We start from the raw sequence: 21,237 nt of genomic DNA, 5'->3' as shown, positions 1-21,237 counted from the left end.
GCATATATACAGAGGAGGAAAAACATTGAAAAAAATTTCATTCATTTTCGTTTTACTTTTATTAACATTGACCGGATGCCAGTCTGCCACCACTGAAGGGGCATTCTTTCATGATTATCTTGTCAATCCATTTTCATTTCTCATCCATGAAATAGGAACCTTCCTTGGCGGGAATTTCGGCGTGGCCATTATTGTGATCACCCTCCTTATTCGTCTTATTCTTCTGCCTTTTATGCTTAAAACGTATAAGAATCAACAGGATATGAAAGGGAAAATGGCGTTGATAAAGCCCGAGATGTCTGCGATCCAAAAGAAGATCAAAGAAACGAAGGATAAAGAAGAGCAGAAGAAGCTTCAGCAGGAATTGATGATGCTCTATCAAAAAAACGGTGTAAATCCTCTCAATATGGGATGTTTGCCTTTATTGATCCAAACGCCCATCCTGATTGGACTTTATTATGCGATCCGTTCATCTTCAGAGATTGCCAGTCACTCTTTCCTATGGTTCAACCTGGGACAACCGGACCATATCATGGCGATCATTGCCGGGGTTGTGTACTTGGCCCAATCACGCGTTTCCTTGATGAACATCCCTGCAGAGCAGCAGGCACAGATGAAAATAATGGGGCTTCTGTCCCCGGTCATGATCTTCATCTTTTCACTGAACGCACCGGCTGCCCTTCCATTGTATTGGACGGTCGGAGGCGCATTCCTCATCTTGCAGACCCTGATCGGCAAGACCCTTTACCATCAGCAGCCAGCATTAGAAAAACAGGAAAGTCAATAACAAAAGGGAGCCTGCTGGCTCCCTTTTGTTCTATATTCCACTCTTACTTAGTGAAAGAGCCTGGCCGAAACACGGATACCCCTGCAATGAATAGAAGGGCCAGGTAAATCATAAGCGGGTAAAATAAAAGCTGACCGCTCCACTCCTTCCCGAAAAACAGCCCCTTGTGCTCACTCGAAGCAACTGCTTCGGTGTGCGTTACGGGTGTTCCCTCCACCGGTGTCAAATTGGTTGACAACATTTCTTCATGATCCTGGTTATAAAGGGTCAACTTCCCACTTGCGGCAAGCTTCTGTATGATCTTCCCGTTAACAGGCTGGGTAAATGGAATGTCCTTTTTCAAATCATAAGAAGTACCGTTCAATTGAAAGACGGTCTCCTTAGGGATATAATTCCTTTCAAACTGATTCAACCCATAGTCAAGCAGTTTCCTCGTATCCGAATAAATGGCTTTTTTGGACTGTGCCTTCATCGTGACGACCACGATGGAAAGTTTGTCATTTTTCGCTGAGGTCACCAAGGTGTGACGGGATTCGTCTATAAACCCATTCTTACCACCCGTCACTTCAGGATAGGGGATTTCCCCCTTCACCATCTTATGATGATTATAAAGGGTTGTATTCCAGCCTTCAGCCTTCCACTCCACGGAGTCTATATCAAATAACTCTCTAAATTGTTCATTCTGTAACGCGTAGCTTGTGATTTTAGCCATATCATAGGCGGTTGTATAATGATTTTTTCCATAAAGTCCATGGGGATTTTCAAAATGAGTATCACTGACCCCCACTTCCTCCTTAAGAAAGAGATTCAATTGATCGACAAACTTTTTTACAGAACCTTCTGTATGTTCAGCGATGGCAACGGCGGCATCATTCCCGGAGTTCACCATCAACCCTTGAAGCAGCTGCTCCATACTCACTGTTTCACCGGGAGCTAAATACACAGTGGAACCCTCGGTACGGCTTGCCTTCTCACTGATTTTCACCTGGTCACCGAGATCGCTGTGCTGAATCGCATAAATCGCTGTGGCAATCTTTGTAATACTTGCAGGGTTCATTCGTTTCGTACCATTTTTAGAGTACAGGATACTCCCGGTTTTAGAATCTATTAAAATAGCCGAATCACTATAAATATGTTCTGGTTTTTTTACTGCACTTTGTTGAGCTGACACACTTGGGGTAATGAAGCAAAGTAAGATCAGCACAATAACCTTTTTCATATATCCACACACCTGTCTTGTCATTGGTCTCACTTACCCATTCTACCAAAAATGGATTTCCTATAATCATTCAATATAAAAATGTTAAGAAATTGAAAGAATGATGCTAATTCCTTACATATCTCCCCGATTTTTCTTCCATCATTGATACTTTATTTCCATTTTCCCTCCGTTTCCACTAAAATGAGAGTATGAATATGAAACCTTTTCCACGATGAAACGTAAGTATGATAAGCATCTTTATTAAGGGGTAGATGAAATGAACACATTTCTGCAATTTTTATTAAGGACGGTCATTTCTTTCAGTATGGGGACCAGCAGTTTTATCGCTTACTTACTCCTCTTTGACATGGGATTCCCGCTTACACTCTTATCAGGTGTAGGTACCGGAGTACTCTTTTACATGATCGTTAAGGCTCTTCAAAAAAAATGGTGGTTGAATAAAAATGGTCTTTCCGGACAGGAGTTTCGATATATAAACAGAAATTTAAAGGAAGCGAAAGAAAAGGTAAAACGGCTGCAACGTCAGCAGTTAAGGGTAAGATCGCTTGGAGCTTTTAAGCAAATTCTTGAAATCAACCGATTAAGCCGAAGAATTTATCAACTTGTAAGAAAAGAACCCAAGAGATTTTTTTCAGCTGAGTCCTTCTTCTTCTACCATTTAGATTCTGTCGTGGAAATTACCGAGAAGTATACGTTCCTGGCTTCCCAGCCTGGTAAAAATAAAGAAACCTTCCTGTCTCTCCAGCAAACCCGTACGACACTGGACGATTTAACAGGTTCCTTGGAAAATGATTTACAGAAAGTCCTGGCAGATGACATGGATCACCTGCAATTTGAACTGAATTTCGCCAATCAGCATTTATCGCACAAAAAAGATCTCAAATAAATGTCGGAGGTTTTATGATGGAACAACGAAATGAACAATCAGAACTGGATTTATTGCTTTCAAACCCGTTCGGGGAAGAAATGCCTGCGGTGAACGAACAAACCAAGTCTCCCCTTTTACTTGACCGATTGCCTAAAGAACAGCAGGAAAAAGCCAAACAATTAGCAGCACAAATCGACTACAAGGACTATGAAGCCATTCTAAAATATGGAACAGCGGCCCAGACCCAACTGTCGACATTCTCACATTCGATGTTGGATCATGTGCAAAAACGGGATATCGGACCGATCGGTGACGTGTTAGGCGATTTAATGAAAAAGCTTGAGCAAATGAATCCCGATGAGCTTAATACGAAACAGAAAGGCGTATTTAAAAAGCTCTTTCGGAAAGTTTCATCCTCTTTACAGGAGGTGCTTTCTAAATACCAAAAAATCGGATCTCAGATTGATCGGATTTCAGTCAGACTCGAGCATTCGAAAAAGACCCTGCTCGATGATAACCGATTATTGGAAACATTATATGAAAAAAATAAAGACTATTTTCAAGCCCTTAATATGTATATTGCGGCTGCTGAAATCAAACGGGAAGAAATCCAGCACAACCTCCTGCCCTCTTTGCGTAAGAAAGCAGAAGAAACCGATGATGAGCTGATTTATCAGGAAGTCAATGATACCATGCAGTTCCTTGATCGATTGGATAAACGAATCCATGATCTGAAGCTGAGCAGACAAATGACGATTCAGTCCGCCCCTCAAATCCGTTTGATACAAAATACAAATCAGGCATTGGCAGAAAAGATACAGGCTTCTGTCCTTACAGCGATTCCTCTTTGGAAGAATCAAATCGCCATCGCCCTGACCCTTCTGAATCAACAGAAGGCTGTAGCCGCTCAAAAGCAAGTATCACGCACGACTAACGAGCTGCTATTAAAGAATTCCGAGATGCTCAAAACAAACAGCATCGAGACCGCTAAAGAAAACGAACGGGGAATCATAGATATCGACACCCTCAAGAAAACCCAGGAAAACCTGATCTCCACCATTGAAGAAACCTTGGCCATCCAGGCGGAAGGCAGACAAAAGCGACAACAGGCTGAACAGGAAATGGTCACTATGGAAAATGATTTGAAACAAAAACTCATCGAAATCAGAAAGTAAACACGATAATATATATAAGCACTGGCCATTCCTGCGAATCTTTCGTGGAAATGGCCTTTCATTTTATTCCTGCATAATATACTCCCTCATTCGAGTACTGAATCATATATCTTGCATATCCGATTTGATTATACTATCATTCTCCACATGCAAATAATTGATACCTCAATAAATTGCACACAATTTTATTGAAACACAAGAAATAGTTCCCACGTGTATCTGCGGTACAATACGGGAAAAGCATAAGTGTTACTATTCATCAAAGAGAAGAGGAGTTTTTACTATGGAAAACTACCAAGAACTTATCAATAAACAGCAAACATTCTTTCGTACTGGTATTACAAAGGATACCAACTTCAGGATAGAAGCTTTGACTAAGTTAAAGGATCTTATCCAAACGCATGAACACGACATCATAAATGCTGTAAAGAAAGATTTGAATAAACCCGAAATAGAGGCTAAGCGGGCAGAAATCGGCCTTGTCCTTGGTGAGATTGACTTTACCTTAAAGAATCTTACTGGATGGGCATCAGCTGAGGAAGTTCAAACACCTGATACACATCGAGGGGCAAAGAGCTTCATTTATCCAGAGCCTTATGGATCGATCCTTGTCATCGCTCCATGGAACTATCCATTCCAACTTGCCGTGGCACCCCTGGTTGGAGCAATCGCTGCCGGCAATACCGCTGTCCTGAAACCATCGGAATTGACCCCGAACACTTCAAGACTGCTTGCAGGCATGATCAATGACCACTTCCAGGAAGAGTATCTCCATGTCGTCGAAGGAGAAGTCGAAACAAGCACTGCATTGCTCCAGGAAAATTTCGATTACATTTTCTTCACAGGAAGCACTGGTGTCGGGAAAATCGTGGCAGAAGCTGCAGCCAAGCATTTAACACCCGTCACACTGGAACTTGGTGGTAAAAGTCCGACGATTGTACATTCGGATGCGGATATTGATGAAGCCGCGACACGAATTGCAAGAGGGAAATTTGCTAATGCGGGTCAAACATGTGTCGCACCGGATTATGTTCTCGTCCACCGCGACGTAAAGAACGAGCTGTTGGAAAAACTGAAAGGAGCCATCCATGCCAGTTACGGGGACGATATCATTCATAACCAAGACTTTGGCCACATTGTTAGTACAAGGCATTTTGATCGCCTGAAAAGCTTTCTGGACAACGGGAGCATTGTTACCGGTGGGGATTCAGACCGTGATAATCTCGTCATTGAACCGACAATTCTTGATTCGATTTCATGGGAAGACCCGATCATGCAGGATGAAATTTTCGGACCGATCCTTCCGATCATTGAATATGAAGACACTTCTGAAGTAATTGATCAAATTGTGAAACGTCCGAAGCCGTTGGCACTTTATCTTTTCTCTGAAAATGAATCCCTTCAGGATGAAATATTGGCGAATATCTCATTTGGAGGCGGCGCGATCAATGATACAATCAACCACATGACATCTCACTATCTTCCTTTCGGTGGGGTTGGCGCCAGCGGAATGGGTGCTTATCATGGAAAAGCAAGTTTCGATACATTCTCACATTTCAAGAGCATCTTGAAACGATAGAATGATCATGTAACCTTTCTGATTGTGATTCATCTTGGTAAGACTGGAGATTCAATCTTTCGATAGCAAAAACGGGACCATGGGCTCTTCATATTTGGAGAGCCCATGGTCCATTACTACTTATGCCGGGAAATTCTTTTATCCACGTTATTTGATTTATTTCTCCTCGTTATGCACGATGCTGTCCGTAATACTGTCATATTCATTCTCGGCAATGGCACTACTGATGATTTCTTCTTTTTCTAGCTTTGCAACCGCCTCATACTCTGCATACATGGCGTGTTTTCTAAGTGTAGAGAGCTGTTTTTCTTTTAATACCGGGTTGCGTTCAAATAAGTCATCCAATTGTGCTTTCAGCATATCGATTCTTTTTTCGTATGTATCAATGAGCTCCTTCGAAATTGGGTCGGTGATATAGAGCTTTTGTTTCACACGATGAATCTCTGATATCGCCATTTCATAACGATGAAGCTGACTAAGTAATTTCTCGAATTCCTCATTTCCTTCCTCTTTCGGCTTAATGCCCAATACATTGATTAACGGTTTGATGGTAAGTCCCTGGACAACCAGGCTGAATAAGACAACACTAAAGCCAAGGATCAACACGTCCTCCCTGCCTGGGAAGTCCCGTGGCAGACTCAGTACGAGAGCAATCGAGAGAGAGCCTTTCAATCCTCCCCAATTCAATATGTGCTTCCACATATGCGGGAAGTTCCCGATAAGGGACAAGCTTGTATAAACGGCTATACTCCTTGCCACTAATACGATAAGTATGGCTGCGAAAATATATGGCCACTTCTCGAGGAGGTCGATCCTTGTTATCTCAAGGCCGACCATTAGGAAAACCAAAGAATTCGCAAGTAATGCTGCAACATCCCAAAAACTGTTGATATTCAACTTGGTAGTGGGACTCATTCCGATCTTCCCGCCGAAATTACCAAATATCAGGGCTGCAATCACCACGGCGATGACCCCTGAAGCATGAACACTTTCCGCCAGTAGGAAGGAACCGTAAAATAGGATGACACTAAAAATGATTTCAAGTGGATAATCATCGTAGTACTTCGTTAAAATCGAAAAGGCATACCCCAGGGAACCACCGATGATCAGTCCCAATGAGACCACCCTGATGAACTCCCACAATCCGCTCCCAAGGCCCGCCCATCCAGCATCGATGTATGACACAAGATAAAAGGCGGAAATATTGAATAAAACAACAGCTAAACCATCATTGAATAAGCTTTCACCTTCAATCACAACGGCCAATCTCTTCTTAACGCCCACACTCTTGAAAATGCTTAATACACTGACAGGATCCGTTGCACTCATCAGGGCTCCGAATACAAAAGCTGCCTGAATAGAGAAATCAAAGAAATAATACGCTGAAAAACCGACGATTAAAAATGAAATCAACGTTCCCCCGAATGCCAAAGCGATGATCGGTTCTTTATTTGCCTTAAGATGGGAATAAGGAAGCTTCAAAGCAGCTTCTCCCAAAAGAGCTGGTAAAAACAGGGTGATAATGACGAAATTAAAGACTTCACCTTCTGTAATGAAAGCCTTAAGCGGCTCCAATACAGGTATATTGAATAACCCGATCAACGCTCCAACGATCACGAGGGCAATCGGATAGGGCTGCTTGAATTTCTTGGAAATCGCCGTTATACCGGCTGCAATCATAACTAATATAAGACCGAGTTCGAAAATATGATGCATATCCAGCTCTTCCATATAAGTTCCTCCCTCCCTTGTACACTATTATCATTTCCCTATCTTGTTTATTTACTAACCTACCCAACACTCATCTTCCCACCAATTCTTAACAGGAACCTACACTCATCTTTCTTTAGTATACAGAAATTTCCTTGGAGATTAAAATCCATTCCATACATTGAAAAAGGATAACAAGGAAACGCAAAAAATGACGACTACAGCGTAACCTGGTAGTCGTCATTTTATCATTTAAATACTCTTATATAGGAGCTTTCTGAGTAAAGGAAATAATACTTCCGGGAGTTCTTCCACATCTGAAACAAGGATGCTGTAATTCCCGTAAATATTTTGGATGGTTTTTCTTTGAGATTCATCGATTTCACCGTTTGATAAAAATACGTTGATGACTTCGATTCCTTTTTTCCTTGCATCCAAAACCGCCTCGTGTGTATCGACAATACCATTTTGTTCGTACTCCATGGCTGCAGGCTCACCATCTGAAAAAACAAGAAGGAATTTTTGTTTTTCATTCCGCATCAGAATTCTTTCTGTCATCAGACGAATCGCAAAACCATCCCGATTGTCCTCTTCCGGCTGCAGCTGCATGATTTCAGAACCACTGCCCGGGTTCAGTGAAGTATAGAAATCGAGCACAGGATTTAAGTAATTCGGCTGACTTGTCTTGGACGCGCGATTCGTATCTTCCCAGAATCCGACGACTTCATGTGGGACCCTGACTGATTTTAACGATTCATGAAACAACGTGATACCAAGCTTCGTCTGATCCATTTTGTCATACATGGAGCCTGAACAATCGACCAATAGAGAAAACACTGCGTCTATCTCTGAGGAAGGATTCTGCTTTTTGTAAAAAAGTCTTGGATTATCGTCTGTTATGAACCGTAATAACTTGTTATTCAATCTGCCGAAATGCAGATCGCTGCGCGGCTGTATACGCTTATGTTCCAGTGTTTTCTCAATCATCTTCTGAAGCTTTTTTTGAAACGGAGCTACCATTGTTTTGTTCTGAATATACTTTAGCTTTTCTTCAGAAGTGGGAACAGACGGGGTAAGAAAGTGAGGTATGGCGAAGCGATTGTCCTTTCCATACTCACTTTCTCCCCCTCCTGACTCTTCCCTCTCCTGCTCCTCGGCTTTCACATCATGGTACTGCTCCCGTTCTGTCTCCTGCATAGACCCTTGAACCATTGCCAAAGCCTGATCAGCATCATCTCCTTCACGTACACCTTCTCCCATGAGGTCGGATTGCGAACCTTGATCCAGATCGAACTGCAGGAATGATTCCCCTTTGTCACTTGTTTCCCTGTGCCATGTACGGAATTCTTCATCCAGGATTTCTTCTTCCCCTGTACTTTCTTCTTCCAGTACATCCTGATTCTCCAGAGGGTCTTTCCTTTTTAAATCCTCAAATGTTTCACCGGACGTTTCTTCTATCTCATAGACGTCCTCAGGCAGATGGAAGTATTCATTCAACATATCTTTCTGAACAATTTCATCCACAACCTCTACAATCTCCAAAGCTACCCTCACGACATCCTTCGTCTGACGGGTCTCATAAAACCGGGTAATCTGGCCATGGATAAACGGCATGGCCAGGTCGATATCCTCATTGATCTTCACCGGTTGTTCCAACGGGGATTGAGCGTGAAGAAGAAGGTAAACCGAATTGAACAGAGCATCTGTAAACACGCTTTTCGTCAAATTCACTTTAAGCTGGGCTTCAAAGTGCTGACGGTATAATGTTCTTCTCGTGTCAAATGATTTCTTGGTGCCCGGGCGTTTGGATTTACAAATTTCCTCTAATCGTATCTCTTCCCCGATGACAAATAATTGCTTTGCAAATCGTGGGACAGAAGTGTTTTTTACTTTTTCAATGTATTTTATGACATCTTCTTTCACCGTTTCATGGAGGTTACCGATAGTCCTCAAGTAGATATCACTTTTCAACCCATGGACTTCATCATCTCTTTTTCGATGATCCCAGAAATGACTGACATAGACCGTTTCCTCTTTATAGTCCAAATAAGAAAATGGACCATATTTCAGGTTCATATCCCCATTCTTAGACAGTGTCTTTGTAAGATCAGCCATTTCCATCACTAAAAATGAATCAATATTTTCATCATTAAATTGAATAAATCGGTGCATTACAAATCCCTCATTCAAATAAGGTTTCTGCTATATTCATAATAGCCGCTTTCTCACGTTCATCTTCAAGCTTATCAACAATTCCCCTCTGTATCGCACGTTTGGCAGGGAGATACAGAGCTAAGTCACAGGCATCAAGGAGAGCACGGATCGATGCTGCTTCTTCTGAAATTTGTCCATTTTTCACCTGGATCAATAAATCCGAAGACAAATTTACAAATTGGGAGATGAGTTTGTCATCCGCAAGCTTACTCTGACTTTCAATGACACTCTTCAGCGTTTCTCCTTCAATATAAGGTACGTCTATGACAACAAAGCGATTTTTCAGTGCCTCATTTAACGGAACCGTACCTACATACCCTTCATTGATAGCGGCTACAACACCAAATGAGGGAGCAGCTTTCACGACTTCACCTGTAAATGGATTCGTAATACTTCTTCTATAGTCCAACACACCGTTTAAAATCGGCAATGTTTCAGGTTTGGCCATATTGATTTCGTCGATATAGAGCAGGTGACCATTTTTCATTGCTTGGATCACAGGCCCTTCAATGAAATCGATGGTATTTTTCCCATCCCTTTCGCTGATCGTTTTATATCCTAATAATGCTTCTGCATCGAGATCAACAGAGCAGTTGATACTGTGCATCGGCTGAGAGAATATCGATGATAATGTGTCAGACAGCTTTGTTTTCCCAGACCCCGTAGGTCCTTTAAGGAGAAGATTTTTCCCCAGGGAAAGTGAGATGATGCTGTCCTCGATGATATAATCTTCACTTGCCGTATATCCCCCTTCGCCGATCAATGAGTGGTTCTCAGTACCAGCAAATGCTTGTTTTCTTTCATGTATTATACGAGTGACCGATTCCGGTAGTCGTCTTTCTAAATTCATGCTTTGACATCCTTTCCAATTCACATACTAGTTATTCTACATGTAATAGCGCTTACACTGCAAAGGGTCTGCACACATTTATTATTTCTGCAGATCAAGAAAAAAACACCCTTTTCCGGGTGTGGTAAACTTTTATATGTTCAGATCATATCGGGTGAATCCCCTATAGACATACATACCGGCTTTTTGATAGACAATTGTGGCATCGGTGTAGCTGTCGCTGTCTACGGATAGGGCTGCTGTTTTCATCCCGCGTTCTTTCAGCTGGTGAAATGCGTAATGAAGTAAATGATGGGCAAGTCCCCTGCGACGCAAGCTTCTCTGAATTCCCAGATGAGAAACTTCCCCCATCCTGGTCTCTTCATTGACAGTACAAAGTATAAATCCTATGAGATTGTCACCTTCTTTCAATAGGTACCAAAGAGTAGGATCGAAAGTAGGGCGAAGAAAACGCTTCTTGAATTCTTCCAATTCAGTCGGGTGATAATCAAAATGGTCCGAAAAAACCTCTTCGAACAGTTCATGAAGACAATGAGCTTCAGTATCGGGATTGAAACTTGTTATCTGATAAGAAGAAGGAATGGAGGTATTCGTCAAATCTTCAAGATCCTTTTTCATCTGAAACCAGAAGCGGGTTGCCGTAAACCCACATTGTTCGAGAGTCTTTTTCTCTACTTCAAGATTTGCGGATAAGATGATCGTTTTGTTTTCACCTTTCATCATTTTCCGGGTTCTAGCGGATGATAGTAATTCTTTTACCATCTCTTTTATATAGTGATCCATATGTTCATTTGGGTTAGCAAGAATTAAAGAGGGGAGGCGATGATCTTTTTCAGTCAAAATGGAGAGGGCAGCCAATTCCCCATTATGCCAAAGACCTATGCGATCCGTTTCCGGAATCGATCCCACCATCTCTTGTATTTCTTCTTCGCTCGTTTGCCTTTCTCCAAATGCCTTCAGTTCATAGTTCATAAATAATTCTTTCAGTGATGACATGTCCTGTAGAGTAACCACCCGTTTACTAAAAGATTTCTTCATTTCTCGTCTCCCCATCCATCCCGATTTTCAAGCACGTTGAACGATAAATTTACATGAAAAAAGCTGATTTCTTCCGTTCAGGAAAAAATCAGCTGGAGGATGGTTTAGACCTCTTCGAAGTATTCTTTGTAGAATCCTCCCATTTTGCCACTTTCATCTATGACGAAGTAGTATTCTTCTGATTCGTTTTTCACTTCATATTCTTTTCCAACTGTAAGGACATTCGCAACTGTGTATTTCTTTGCGTCCGTATGTACACACTTTATTTTTTTATTTGAATGATTCTCCGTCCAAGTTTTATGGATCATGTCGATAACCTCCTTTTCAATGGAACTATGCTACTAGTATATTCTTACAGGCTCATTAGTTCAACTACTATCTAAGCCGGAATTCGGCTGAACCGATATCAAGCGCTCATTATAAAGTTTTTTGTCGACTTTTTAAGGATTTTGACACATCGGACAATTTTTATATGGTATATTATAGGAGATAACATATTGGGAGAGGTTCGATATTCGTGAAAAAAGGATTAATCAGAATAGGGATGATTTTCTCCATCCTTCTGCTATTTTATATGAGCACGCACCGGCCGAATGAAGAACAGTTTTACTCTTGGCTATTAAATGAATACGATATCGAATGCCACGCTTCCATAACCTGCACCAAAAAAATGGAGGGGAATTCCTATACGACCCTGATTGAAACGGGATCAAATATTAAGAATGGGTACTTGCTGTTTAACACAATCGGCAAAATCTATGAGGATGAGAACGGTTCCAGAACCACGGTTAAAGCGATAGGGATATTTGGAAAGTATTTCACGATCATGATAGATGAACAGGGCTGATGACAATACCTCCATCAGTCTTTTATTATTTCCGATACCTTACTTTTTTCCACTTTGCTGTACTGTTGCTTTTTTTCATAGTGAGGAAGAGTCCGTAAATAATCAGTGTAACAAAAAGAATGACAAAAATGATCCCTGCTTTTAGGCTTATTTCCTCTAACAGCACCTGAAAGCTCTTAGGGAAGTACCGTCCAATCTGAAAATAGACGATTCCCCATACGAAAGCTGATGGAAGGGCATAAAGAAGATACTTCATGAAGGTGATCCCTCTTGTTGTCCCTGCAATATATGGCATGACTAACCTGATACCGGGTATAAAATAGCTGAATGAAATGGCCAATGGACCAAATTTGTTCAGCCAGGCTTCTCCGTTTTCAATGAGCTTTTTGGATCTGTTCCCATTCCTCATCCGGGATGTTAGCTTAGTGCCAAAATATCGTCCATTCATGAAGGCAAAAATTCCATAAGAGACTAATCCACTATACATAAAGAAAAAAGAGGTGTACGGATTAAAATGTCTCCATTCAGAAAGATACCCGGCTAATGCGGCAGCCAGTTCGTTTGGTACCGGTAAACCTACAAAAACGACCCAACTGAATAGGAACATGGCAATATAACCAAATTGATCAACCAATTGAAGTAAAAAGTCCATCACACACCTCTTTTCACACAAAGCAATCTGTGTTTCCCCACGGACCTAGCTGTACTTATTAAATACCCTAGCAGCTTAAGATGAAAACCACTTCTGATTCATGAAGCGTCCCGACCTTTAAATCGACTCCAGGAGGTTCTTCACTTGATCTTTCGTCATACCTATTTCCAATAACTGTTTTTGTAGTTTTTCATGATAAGACCGACTTACATGTGGAAGGCTTCCCCTGAGGATTTCCCTGGCGTAATGATCGGGAGGACATGTTTCATCGTATTTCACCTTTACGATAAAGGTCAGTACATCCTCATACGTTTTACCGTTTATCAGTATGTCGATGAAAGCCGCCCTGTACCAACCCGGAGTGACCCCCTCCCTTGTAAACAGGTACTCTACAGCCTCTTTGGGAATATCATATACAACCCCTTCCATCGTCCCTCCATCTTCAATGATATCTCCACGGCCTCCATCATGTACCTGAAAGAGATACTTCATCGTATATCCTTCCAACACACCCGATCCAAGGCAATCCTTGAAATGGTGGTCCACCCGTGCTTTCTTAAATCGATCATCATCCATACAGGATCCGTATGCGAAATAAAGTGTACTTTCTGGTTTTCTCTTAAGAAATTGATGCACCTTCCAATCTCCAGAGGGAATTTCTGCTTGAAATAATGCTTTGTCTTCGGAATAATAGACAAACGCTTCCCGGGTTCCGGTGTCTGTTCCCACTTCTTTAAGTTTGCGGGTAAATAGGTTCTCTGCACGATCTTCCAGAAAATCCTCAAGCTCATCGATCTTCAATAAGATGTCGGAGTCGATCTTATATATTTCGCCATAGGCTGTTCCATTGCCTTCTTTCAGGGCTGGATAACCTTTATTCGTTTCATACAGTATTCCTTCTACCCAGGCTTGTTCCCTGACCAATGAAGCATCCTTTAATAAGGAGTGATTACTTTCGTGTCTTCTTAACGTACCATAGACAAAAACGTACACCATATTACCCCTTTCTCTTGTTAACATAACTTCATTACAGTTAATCAACTAAACTGGCTTTCTTATATTTTATCAAATGACCTTTGAAATTTCAGTATCCTCTGCTTTCATTATACAAATAATCATAAAAAAGGACATTTCCACCATAACGGTAGAGATGTCCTTTAAGAGGAAACGCTTTCAATTTTTCATTTACTTTTTTGGGATGGCGGTTTGCTTTGCCTGCTCCCTTAATCGGAACTTTTGGATTTTTCCGGAAGCAGTCATCGGGTAAGCATCAGTAAATTCGATATATCTTGGGATTTTATGCCGTGAAATCTTTCCGGTGCAATACTCCCTGATCTCTTCAGAGGTCGCAGTTTGTCCTTCCTTCAATATGATCCAGGCCATGACCTCTTCACCATAAACCTCATCTGGAATCCCAATGACCTGTACATCCAAGACCTTAGGATGGGAATAAAGAAATTCTTCAATCTCTCTCGGATAAATATTCTCACCACCTCGAATGATCATATCTTTTAATCTACCTGTAATCCTGCAATAACCATGTTCATCCATGACGGCTAAATCACCCGTATGAAGCCATCCTTCATCGTCAATGGCAAGCCTTGTCGCTTCTTCATTCTTATAGTACCCTTTCATGACATGGTATCCACGGGTACACAATTCTCCCTGGACTCCACAAGGGATTTCCCGATTTGAACCGGGCTCCACAATTTTCACTTCGACATTAGGCAGTGATTTCCCAACGGTTTCGACCTTTAATTCAATCGGATCATGGGTACGTGTCTGGGTGATCACGGGAGATGACTCTGTCTGCCCATAGGCAATCGTAATCTCATCTGCTCCCATTTTGTCCATGACACCTTTCATCACTTCAATCGGACAATTACTGCCTGCCATGATACCTGTGCGAAGATGGGATAGGTCATATTGATCGAAATCCGGGAGATTCAACTCGGAAATGAACATGGTAGGAACTCCATGAAGGCCTGTGCACTTTTCATCCTGGACCGTTTTCAAGACCAGACGGGGATCGAATTCCTGTAAGGGGACCATTGTGGCTCCTACAGAAACACAAGCAAGGACCCCCAGCACGCACCCGAAGCAATGAAAGAATGGAACTGGAATGCACAAACGATCTTCATTGCCGAGTCTCATGCATCCGGCGATATTATACCCGTTATTTACGATATTGGAATGAGTGAGCATGACCCCTTTCGGAAACCCTGTCGTCCCTGACGTATATTGCATATTGATGACATCATGAGGGGATAGGCTGGAAAGTCTTTCGTCAAGATCATTCTCTTCCACTTCCTTCCCTTTCTCCATAATGTCCTCCCAGCTATATGTACCCGGATAGGAATTATCCCCTAGAACAATCACATTTTTCAAGAAAGGCAGTTTGGCACTTTTTAGTTCTCCAGGCTCAGAAGATTTCAATTCCGGACAGATTTCATAGAGCATATCAATATATGACGCACCTCTGAATTCTTCCATCAAAATAATCGTCTGACTGTCTGATTGTCTTAGTAAATATTCTAATTCAGCACTTCGATAGTTTGTGTTCACTGTGACCAGTACGGCACCCATTTTACCCGTGGAGAACTGGCTCACTAACCATTCAGGTGTGTTTGATGCCCAAATGGCGATATGATCCCCTTTATTGATGCCAAGTTTCATAAAGCCTTTTGCGGCCTGTCTGCATAATTGGTTAAATTCATGATAGGACCATCTTAACCCTCTGTCAGCATAGACGACCGCTTCAATGTCCGGCTGAATGCGTGCTTTTTCTTCGAGAAGATCCCCTACTGTAGTGTGTAAAATCTCTGACAAATGATATTCCCCCTTTGGTATGACCCTGTATAAATAGGAACCTTCCGTAAGTGATTCAAGAGGTGACATTTCAGTTCCTTATGCGTGTATATTATCACAAAAATTTAAATTTTCAAACTAATTACCTCATACCTCTAATATAGGTTAAATAGTCCGGTATCACACTGTCGACAAAATTCAACAATTCCTCTTTGGTCTCATAAGACAAAAAGCGCTTTCTTTAAACCAAATTCAACAAAACAACTAAAAATACAACTTTAGAAGGAATTTATGAAAAAACACTTTTCAAATGGATGTTTTCTCTGTAGAATAAATAGAAAATATAGAAAATTCTATATTTTATACATTTCCTGGGAGGTTGGTCATGAAAATCTTAAGTAATGAACAGTTGGTGGCAGCTTATCGTGATGCTGAGAAACAAGGGAATGATCAAGACTGGATATCGCTTCTTAAGAAAGAAATTCGTAACCGTGGATTGAAACCTTTTAGGAAATCTTGACGTTGTAAATAAACAAAAAATTAAAAACAATTAATCTCACCCCCTGAGATATTGATGACAGACTCACGTTCATTTGAGTCTGTCTTTTTTCATGACTTTTATTCCATGGTATTCCTCTATTTGCTTAAATTGATCATGATCCAGAAGTCCGATCTTATGAAATAAATAAGAATACTGAAGCACTTTTTTTGAGTGATAAGCGTTCATTTCCCCCCACCCTCTCCGGTTGTTGTCCACAATTTTCCTTACGGAAACTTTATTTTATTTAACCACATTTTATGCGCTTGGTTAAAATATGTGAAAAAAAAAGCTGATTCATATACCACCAGGGGTCATATGAATCAGCCAAACATTCATCTATCACTATTCAATCAGAGTGGTTTACCCTTCAAGAAGTAAATCTTCAGGGTTTTCAAGTAAGTCTTTAACCATTGCCAGGAATCCAACCGCTTCTTTTCCATCAATGATTCTATGATCATATGATAAAGCAATGTACATCATCGGACGATTCTCCATTGTGTCCTTATCAATGGCTACAGGACGAAGTTGGATTTTATGCATTCCCAGAATTCCAACCTGTGGTCCATTTAAGATCGGAGTGGAAAGTAATGAGCCGAATACCCCACCATTTGTAATGGTGAATGACCCACCTTGCAGGTCTCCAAGGGATAACTTATTGTTTCTGGCCTTGGTAGCCAGTTCCATGATTTCCCCTTCAATTTCTGCAAAATTCTTTCGTTCACAGTCGCGTACGACAGGTACAACCAATCCATCATCCGTGGATACGGCTACGCCGACATCGTAGAACTTCTTAAGGACGATTTCATCCCCATCGATTTCTGCGTTTACATAAGGGAATTTCTTAAGTGCCGCTACCACTGCTTTTGTAAAGAAACTCATGAAACCAAGTCTTACATCATGGTCATCAAAGAATTTGTCCTTCTTGCGTTTCCGTAACTCCATGACTTTACTCATATCAATTTCATTGAATGTCGTCAGCATGGCAGCTGTCTGCTGAACCTCGACTAATCGTTTCGCGATGGTTTGACGTCGGCGGGACATTTTCTCACGTACCACTGGCTTTCCATCATCTTTCTTAGCTGGAGCCTTCTTCTCCTGTGCAGAAGGCTTAGAAGGAGCTTCTGCCGGTTTATTGCTATAGGCTTCTATGTCCTGTTTACGAACACGTCCAAGTGGATCTGTTGGAACATCGGACAGATCGATGCCTTTCTCACGAGCTAACTTGCGTGCTGCCGGAGAAGCGATCGGACGATTCTTTTTCTCGTCTTTGACTGGTGTTTCTTCAACAGGTGCTTCTTCCGTCTTCTCTTCCTTCTTGGGAGCTTCTTCCTTTGCTTCAGGAGTGGCATTGGCTTCTCCGCCTGCACCTACAATGGCAATCACTTGTCCAACTTCAACCGTATCGCCTTCATCAGCTTTAAGCTCCTGGATTGTACCGGCTTCTTCTGAAATGACTTCCACGTTTACTTTATCGGTTTCAAGCTCGACGATATATTCGCCTTTTTCAACATAATCCCCTGGCTGCTTCAGCCATTGTGCAATCGTACCTTCTGTTATTGATTCTGCTAATTCTGGAACTTTAATTTCTGCCACTGTGATGTCCTCCTCTTTCTTATCGGGTTAACGCTTCGTTTATGATCCTTGATTGTTCTTTTTTGTGTACAGTTGGTTCGCCTTCGGATGGGCTGGAACGTCTGCGACGCCCGATATAATGCACATCGACACCCTGAGGGGCAATGTCACGGAGTCTTGGTTCCGCAAATGTCCATGCTCCCATATTCTTAGGTTCCTCCTGGATCCAGACCAATTCTTTAAGGTTTGGATACCTTTCTAAGATGGTTGTAATATCCCCTTTAGGGAAAGGATAGATTTCTTCCACCCTTAGAACGTGCAACCAGTCTTTATCATCGAGATCCTGAAGCTTCTCTTCTACATCAATCGCAATCTTGCCGCTGCATAACACAACTCTTTCTACAGCATCCGGGCTTTCCCCAAGACCCTTTTGCTCGAGGACTGAATGAAATTCCCCATTGGCTAATTCTTCTGCCGTGACAGCTGCAAACTGATTTCTCAGCAGGCTTTTTGGAGTCATGATGACAAGCGGCCTTACTTCTTCTTTTTGTAAGATAGCGGCTTGACGTCTTAGGATATGGAAGTATTGACCCGCTGTTGAACAGTTGGCGACTGTCCAGTTATATTCCCCGCCAAGCTGTAAGAAGCGCTCCAGACGGGCGCTGGAGTGTTCAGGACCCTGTCCTTCATAACCATGTGGCAGAAGCATGACAAGACCTGTTTTTTGACCCCATTTCGCGCGACCTGCTGAGATGAACTGATCAAACATCACTTGTGCCATATTCGAGAAATCACCGAATTGAGCTTCCCATAGAACAAGGGTTTCAGGTGCAAAAACATTGTATCCATACTCGTAACCAACTACGGCTGTTTCGGTTAGAGGACTGTTATGGACGACGAATGACGCATGGCTTTCTTTCAGATTGTGTAATGGAATATATTCTTCACCTGACTTCTCATCATGGAGTACCAGGTGACGTTGAGCAAATGTTCCCCTTTCAGAGTCCTGTCCGGTCAGACGGATTGGCGTTCCATCTTTAAGGATGGAAGCAAAAGCCAATGTCTCGGCATGCGCCCAATCAATTTTCCCTTTTCCTTCGAATACCTGGCTGCGTCTTTTCAGGATGCGATCTAATTTCTTGAACACATTGAAGCCTTCTGGCCATTGAAGCAGTTCGCTGTTTAACCCTTCCAGCTTATCGAAATCGACGCTTGTATTGATTTCAGGAAGTCCATTCGCCACGTCTTCAGGTGGAGCAAGAACCGTATCTGGATCATCGTCTTTAGCCGGTACTTTATTATAGGCTGCTTTTAATTCTTCCTCGATTTCGGAATCCATCTTTTCTACATCTGCAGATGTTACGATACCTTCTGAGATGAGCTTGTCAGCGTACATCTTCTTAACATTCGGATGATTCTGAATGACTGAGTACATCAATGGATTCGTTACCATCGGTTCGTCCATTTCATTATGACCAAAACGTCTGTAGCCAATTAAATCAATGACAAAGTCTTTACCGAATGTTTTACGATATTCATAGGCAAGGACTGCTGCAGCAAGACATGCTTCGGGATCATCCGCATTGACATGCACAATCGGCACTTCAAAGCCCTTGGCCGTATCTGATGCATACTTAGTTGAACGTGAATCACGGCTTTCAGTCGTGAATCCTATCATGTTGTTGGCGATCAGATGAATGGATCCCCCTGTATTGTATCCGCGCAGTTGACTCATATTTAACGTTTCGGCTACGACACCCTGACCCGGGAAGGCAGCATCTCCATGTATCATGACGGCATATGATGCTTCAGGGGACTGCTCAGGGTAACCTTTATCTTCACGGACTTCCTGCGCTGCACGTGTGTAGCCTGCAACGATCGGGCTGACAACTTCCAAGTGACTCGGGTTGTTGGCAAGCGTCACCCGTGCACGGGCTGTCGGTGACTGCTGAGGAGAGATCTCACGGTCTGCCCCCAAATGGTACTTAACGTCTCCCGTCCATCCAAATGTGATGCCGATCGATCCTTCAGAAGGAATCAAGTCCTTACTCGGAGCGTGTTGGAATTCTGCAAAAATCATTTCGTATGGTTTACCGATGACATGTGCCAGGACATTCAGGCGTCCTCGATGAGCCATTCCGATATTGACGGTCTTAGCACCTGATTCAACGGAATAACGAACCATCTCGTCCAGTAATGGAACCATCGTGTCCAAACCTTCAATTGAGAAGCGCTTTTGACCAACAAAGGTACGATGAACATATTTTTCAAATCCGTCCACTTGGGCAAGACGTTTCAATAACGCCATTTTCTTCTCTTTAGAAAGCGGGGTGAAATAGGATTCAGACTCGATCTTTTCCCTTAACCAATTTTTCTCTTCAAGCTCATGAACATGAGCATATTCGAATGCCAGCTTATTTGTGTAAACCTGTCTTAAGTGCTGAATCGCCTGAAGACCGTCTTTAATATGAGAAGGTGCATTCGGACATAGGAAATCGACAGGTATCTGTTTTAAATCTTCTTCTGTTAGATTAAACTCAGAAAGTTCAATTCTTCTTGTATCCTTATTCCGGTCATTCAGGGGATTAATATCCGCAGCTAAGTGACCATATGTACGAATATTATCTGCTAATTTAACCGCAGCCACCATTTTACTCAAGGCAGTAGGCTGTTCAGGTAGTGTAAACGATGAATCACCGTGCTGTGCGCTCGCGATCACCTTTACGTCTTCAACGGTGGGAGGCCCCCATTGTTCGAATAATTCCTTCAGTTCAGGATCCACTTCCGTTGGATCTTCAAGGAATTGTTCATAAACCTCCATTACATAACCAAGGTTTGGTCCGTAAAACGATTGCCACGGTTCCCCTTTTGCAGATTGCTTTTTCATTGTGAAAAACCTCCAACTATTTTGCCAGTTAGTATAATTTGGGTATCATGTATTCTTACAATTCAATCAACGGTATTCATTATGCAAGAATAGTAATTTTTAATACATAAAAACGCTTACAAGGACATTTTATCACTGTGCAGTAGTAAGATAAAGTCTTTATAACAAATTTCTTAAAATTTTGTTTTCCGTACTTCTTATGGGGATATTACTTATATTCCCATAATAAAATACTTGAAAACCTTTCTGTATAACGACTATTCTGAAATAATATTTTATTAAGCGCTTTCTCTTTCACCTTCTTGTATCCCTATGACAGGGTACTTTTTTCATAAACCATCTTACTACTGTTACCTAAAAAAACCAAATATTTTTTGTTATTTTCCACGATTTTTTGTTAAGTCTATGTTAACAGAGTCATAGATAAAGATTTTTCATTCTAACCTTCCTCTTGCAATTCCTGAAATGAACTCATCGCCCATCCAAT

The 21,237-nt window shown here is 41.8% G+C and carries 18 protein-coding genes; 6 read left to right on the top strand and 12 right to left on the bottom strand.

The annotated features are described in order from the left end of the window. Positions 1-25 precede the first annotated feature (25 nt). Positions 26-787 (top strand): membrane protein insertase YidC, encoded by a 762-nt coding sequence (gene yidC / locus N5C46_RS02050; protein WP_261750713.1) that lies wholly within the window; start codon positions 26-28, stop codon positions 785-787. A gap of 43 nt (positions 788-830) precedes the next feature. Here yidC and N5C46_RS02045 read toward each other — a convergent pair whose 3' ends face one another. After that, positions 831-2,006 (bottom strand): D-alanyl-D-alanine carboxypeptidase family protein, encoded by a 1,176-nt coding sequence (locus tag N5C46_RS02045; RefSeq protein WP_261750712.1) that lies wholly within the window; start codon positions 2,004-2,006, stop codon positions 831-833. Between the two features lie 259 nt (positions 2,007-2,265). On the opposite strand from N5C46_RS02045, the gene N5C46_RS02040 reads away from it, so the two are divergent. The 3 genes from N5C46_RS02040 (at position 2,266) to N5C46_RS02030 (ending at position 5,631) form a co-directional block, all read left to right on the top strand. Beyond that, positions 2,266-2,895 carry a 5-bromo-4-chloroindolyl phosphate hydrolysis family protein gene (locus N5C46_RS02040; protein WP_261750711.1) on the top strand — a complete coding sequence of 210 codons (630 nt, stop codon included), beginning with the start codon at positions 2,266-2,268 and terminating at the stop codon, positions 2,893-2,895. A 14-nt stretch (positions 2,896-2,909) separates the two neighbouring features. Beyond that, positions 2,910-4,052, top strand: coding sequence for a toxic anion resistance protein (locus N5C46_RS02035; protein WP_061809901.1), 1,143 nt, complete (start codon positions 2,910-2,912; stop codon positions 4,050-4,052). Positions 4,053-4,335: 283 nt separating this feature from the next. After that, positions 4,336-5,631 (top strand): aldehyde dehydrogenase, encoded by a 1,296-nt coding sequence (locus N5C46_RS02030; protein ID WP_261750710.1) that lies wholly within the window; start codon positions 4,336-4,338, stop codon positions 5,629-5,631. 156 nt (positions 5,632-5,787) lie between these two features. Here the strand turns inward: N5C46_RS02030 and N5C46_RS02025 are convergent, their stop codons facing one another. The 5 genes from N5C46_RS02025 to N5C46_RS02005 form a co-directional block, all read right to left on the bottom strand. Beyond that, the gene (locus tag N5C46_RS02025) at positions 5,788-7,362 is read right to left on the bottom strand and encodes a cation:proton antiporter domain-containing protein (RefSeq protein ID WP_261750709.1); all 1,575 of its coding nucleotides are present in this window, start codon (positions 7,360-7,362) and stop codon (positions 5,788-5,790) included. Between the two features lie 231 nt (positions 7,363-7,593). Continuing rightward, positions 7,594-9,513, bottom strand: a complete 1,920-nt coding sequence (locus N5C46_RS02020; protein ID WP_261750708.1) for a vWA domain-containing protein — start codon at positions 9,511-9,513, stop codon at positions 7,594-7,596. Positions 9,514-9,523: 10 nt separating this feature from the next. Beyond that, positions 9,524-10,405, bottom strand: coding sequence for an ATP-binding protein (locus N5C46_RS02015; RefSeq protein ID WP_261750707.1), 882 nt, complete (start codon positions 10,403-10,405; stop codon positions 9,524-9,526). Positions 10,406-10,537: 132 nt separating this feature from the next. After that, positions 10,538-11,443, bottom strand: coding sequence for a GNAT family N-acetyltransferase (locus N5C46_RS02010; protein WP_261750706.1), 906 nt, complete (start codon positions 11,441-11,443; stop codon positions 10,538-10,540). A gap of 104 nt (positions 11,444-11,547) precedes the next feature. Beyond that, positions 11,548-11,751, bottom strand: coding sequence for a DUF6501 family protein (locus tag N5C46_RS02005; RefSeq protein WP_079531868.1), 204 nt, complete (start codon positions 11,749-11,751; stop codon positions 11,548-11,550). A 209-nt stretch (positions 11,752-11,960) separates the two neighbouring features. Between N5C46_RS02005 and N5C46_RS02000 the strand changes: the two genes are divergently transcribed. Beyond that, the gene (locus N5C46_RS02000; RefSeq protein ID WP_261750705.1) at positions 11,961-12,290 is read left to right on the top strand and encodes a hypothetical protein; all 330 of its coding nucleotides are present in this window, start codon (positions 11,961-11,963) and stop codon (positions 12,288-12,290) included. A gap of 25 nt (positions 12,291-12,315) precedes the next feature. On the opposite strand, the gene N5C46_RS01995 is transcribed toward N5C46_RS02000, so the two are convergent. The 3 genes from N5C46_RS01995 to N5C46_RS01985 all read right to left on the bottom strand — a co-directional run bounded on the left by N5C46_RS01995 (position 12,316) and on the right by N5C46_RS01985 (position 15,762). Further along, on the bottom strand, positions 12,316-12,942 hold the full coding sequence (locus N5C46_RS01995; RefSeq protein ID WP_261750704.1) for a DedA family protein: 627 nt from the start codon (positions 12,940-12,942) through the stop codon (positions 12,316-12,318). Between the two features lie 117 nt (positions 12,943-13,059). Then, complete coding sequence (locus tag N5C46_RS01990; RefSeq protein WP_261750703.1) at positions 13,060-13,935, bottom strand: gamma-glutamylcyclotransferase family protein; 876 nt, start codon at positions 13,933-13,935, stop codon at positions 13,060-13,062. Between the two features lie 192 nt (positions 13,936-14,127). Further along, positions 14,128-15,762, bottom strand: coding sequence for an AMP-binding protein (locus N5C46_RS01985; protein ID WP_261752255.1), 1,635 nt, complete (start codon positions 15,760-15,762; stop codon positions 14,128-14,130). A 373-nt stretch (positions 15,763-16,135) separates the two neighbouring features. On the opposite strand from N5C46_RS01985, the gene sda reads away from it, so the two are divergent. Beyond that, positions 16,136-16,270 carry a sporulation histidine kinase inhibitor Sda gene (gene sda / locus N5C46_RS01980; protein ID WP_034758885.1) on the top strand — a complete coding sequence of 45 codons (135 nt, stop codon included), beginning with the start codon at positions 16,136-16,138 and terminating at the stop codon, positions 16,268-16,270. A gap of 69 nt (positions 16,271-16,339) precedes the next feature. Here sda and N5C46_RS01975 read toward each other — a convergent pair whose 3' ends face one another. The 3 genes from N5C46_RS01975 to N5C46_RS01965 form a co-directional block, all read right to left on the bottom strand. Then, entirely contained in the window at positions 16,340-16,477 is a 138-nt protein-coding gene (locus tag N5C46_RS01975) for a hypothetical protein (RefSeq protein ID WP_261750702.1), read from the bottom strand. Between the two features lie 174 nt (positions 16,478-16,651). Then, positions 16,652-17,884: a 2-oxoglutarate dehydrogenase complex dihydrolipoyllysine-residue succinyltransferase gene (gene odhB, locus N5C46_RS01970; protein WP_261750701.1), complete on the bottom strand. Its 1,233-nt coding sequence runs from the start codon at positions 17,882-17,884 to the stop codon at positions 16,652-16,654. A 19-nt stretch (positions 17,885-17,903) separates the two neighbouring features. Further along, complete coding sequence (locus tag N5C46_RS01965) at positions 17,904-20,750, bottom strand: 2-oxoglutarate dehydrogenase E1 component (protein WP_261750700.1); 2,847 nt, start codon at positions 20,748-20,750, stop codon at positions 17,904-17,906. Positions 20,751-21,237: the final 487 nt, after the last annotated feature.

The organism is Rossellomorea vietnamensis (genome assembly GCF_025398035.1).
GTDB classification, from domain to species: Bacteria; Bacillota; Bacilli; order Bacillales; family Bacillaceae_B; genus Rossellomorea; species Rossellomorea vietnamensis_B.
This window is presented reverse-complemented; position numbering and strand designations above follow the sequence as displayed.

Bases quoted from the DNA above. Each gene is read 5' to 3' on its own strand.
- N5C46_RS02030 (WP_261750710.1), top strand. From the start codon at position 4,336: ATGGAAAACTACCAAGAACTTATCAATAAACAGCAAACATTCTTTCGT.
- N5C46_RS02025 (WP_261750709.1), bottom strand. From the start codon at position 7,362: ATGGAAGAGCTGGATATGCATCATATTTTCGAACTCGGTCTTATATTA.
- N5C46_RS02040 (WP_261750711.1), top strand. From the start codon at position 2,266: ATGAACACATTTCTGCAATTTTTATTAAGGACGGTCATTTCTTTCAGT.
- N5C46_RS02035 (WP_061809901.1), top strand. From the start codon at position 2,910: ATGATGGAACAACGAAATGAACAATCAGAACTGGATTTATTGCTTTCA.
- N5C46_RS02005 (WP_079531868.1), bottom strand. From the start codon at position 11,751: ATGATCCATAAAACTTGGACGGAGAATCATTCAAATAAAAAAATAAAG.
- sda (WP_034758885.1), top strand. From the start codon at position 16,136: ATGAAAATCTTAAGTAATGAACAGTTGGTGGCAGCTTATCGTGATGCT.
- N5C46_RS01965 (WP_261750700.1), bottom strand. From the start codon at position 20,750: ATGAAAAAGCAATCTGCAAAAGGGGAACCGTGGCAATCGTTTTACGGA.
- N5C46_RS01975 (WP_261750702.1), bottom strand. From the start codon at position 16,477: ATGAACGCTTATCACTCAAAAAAAGTGCTTCAGTATTCTTATTTATTT.
- N5C46_RS02015 (WP_261750707.1), bottom strand. From the start codon at position 10,405: ATGAATTTAGAAAGACGACTACCGGAATCGGTCACTCGTATAATACAT.
- N5C46_RS02045 (WP_261750712.1), bottom strand. From the start codon at position 2,006: ATGAAAAAGGTTATTGTGCTGATCTTACTTTGCTTCATTACCCCAAGT.
- N5C46_RS02010 (WP_261750706.1), bottom strand. From the start codon at position 11,443: ATGAAGAAATCTTTTAGTAAACGGGTGGTTACTCTACAGGACATGTCA.
- N5C46_RS02020 (WP_261750708.1), bottom strand. From the start codon at position 9,513: ATGCACCGATTTATTCAATTTAATGATGAAAATATTGATTCATTTTTA.
- N5C46_RS01995 (WP_261750704.1), bottom strand. From the start codon at position 12,942: ATGGACTTTTTACTTCAATTGGTTGATCAATTTGGTTATATTGCCATG.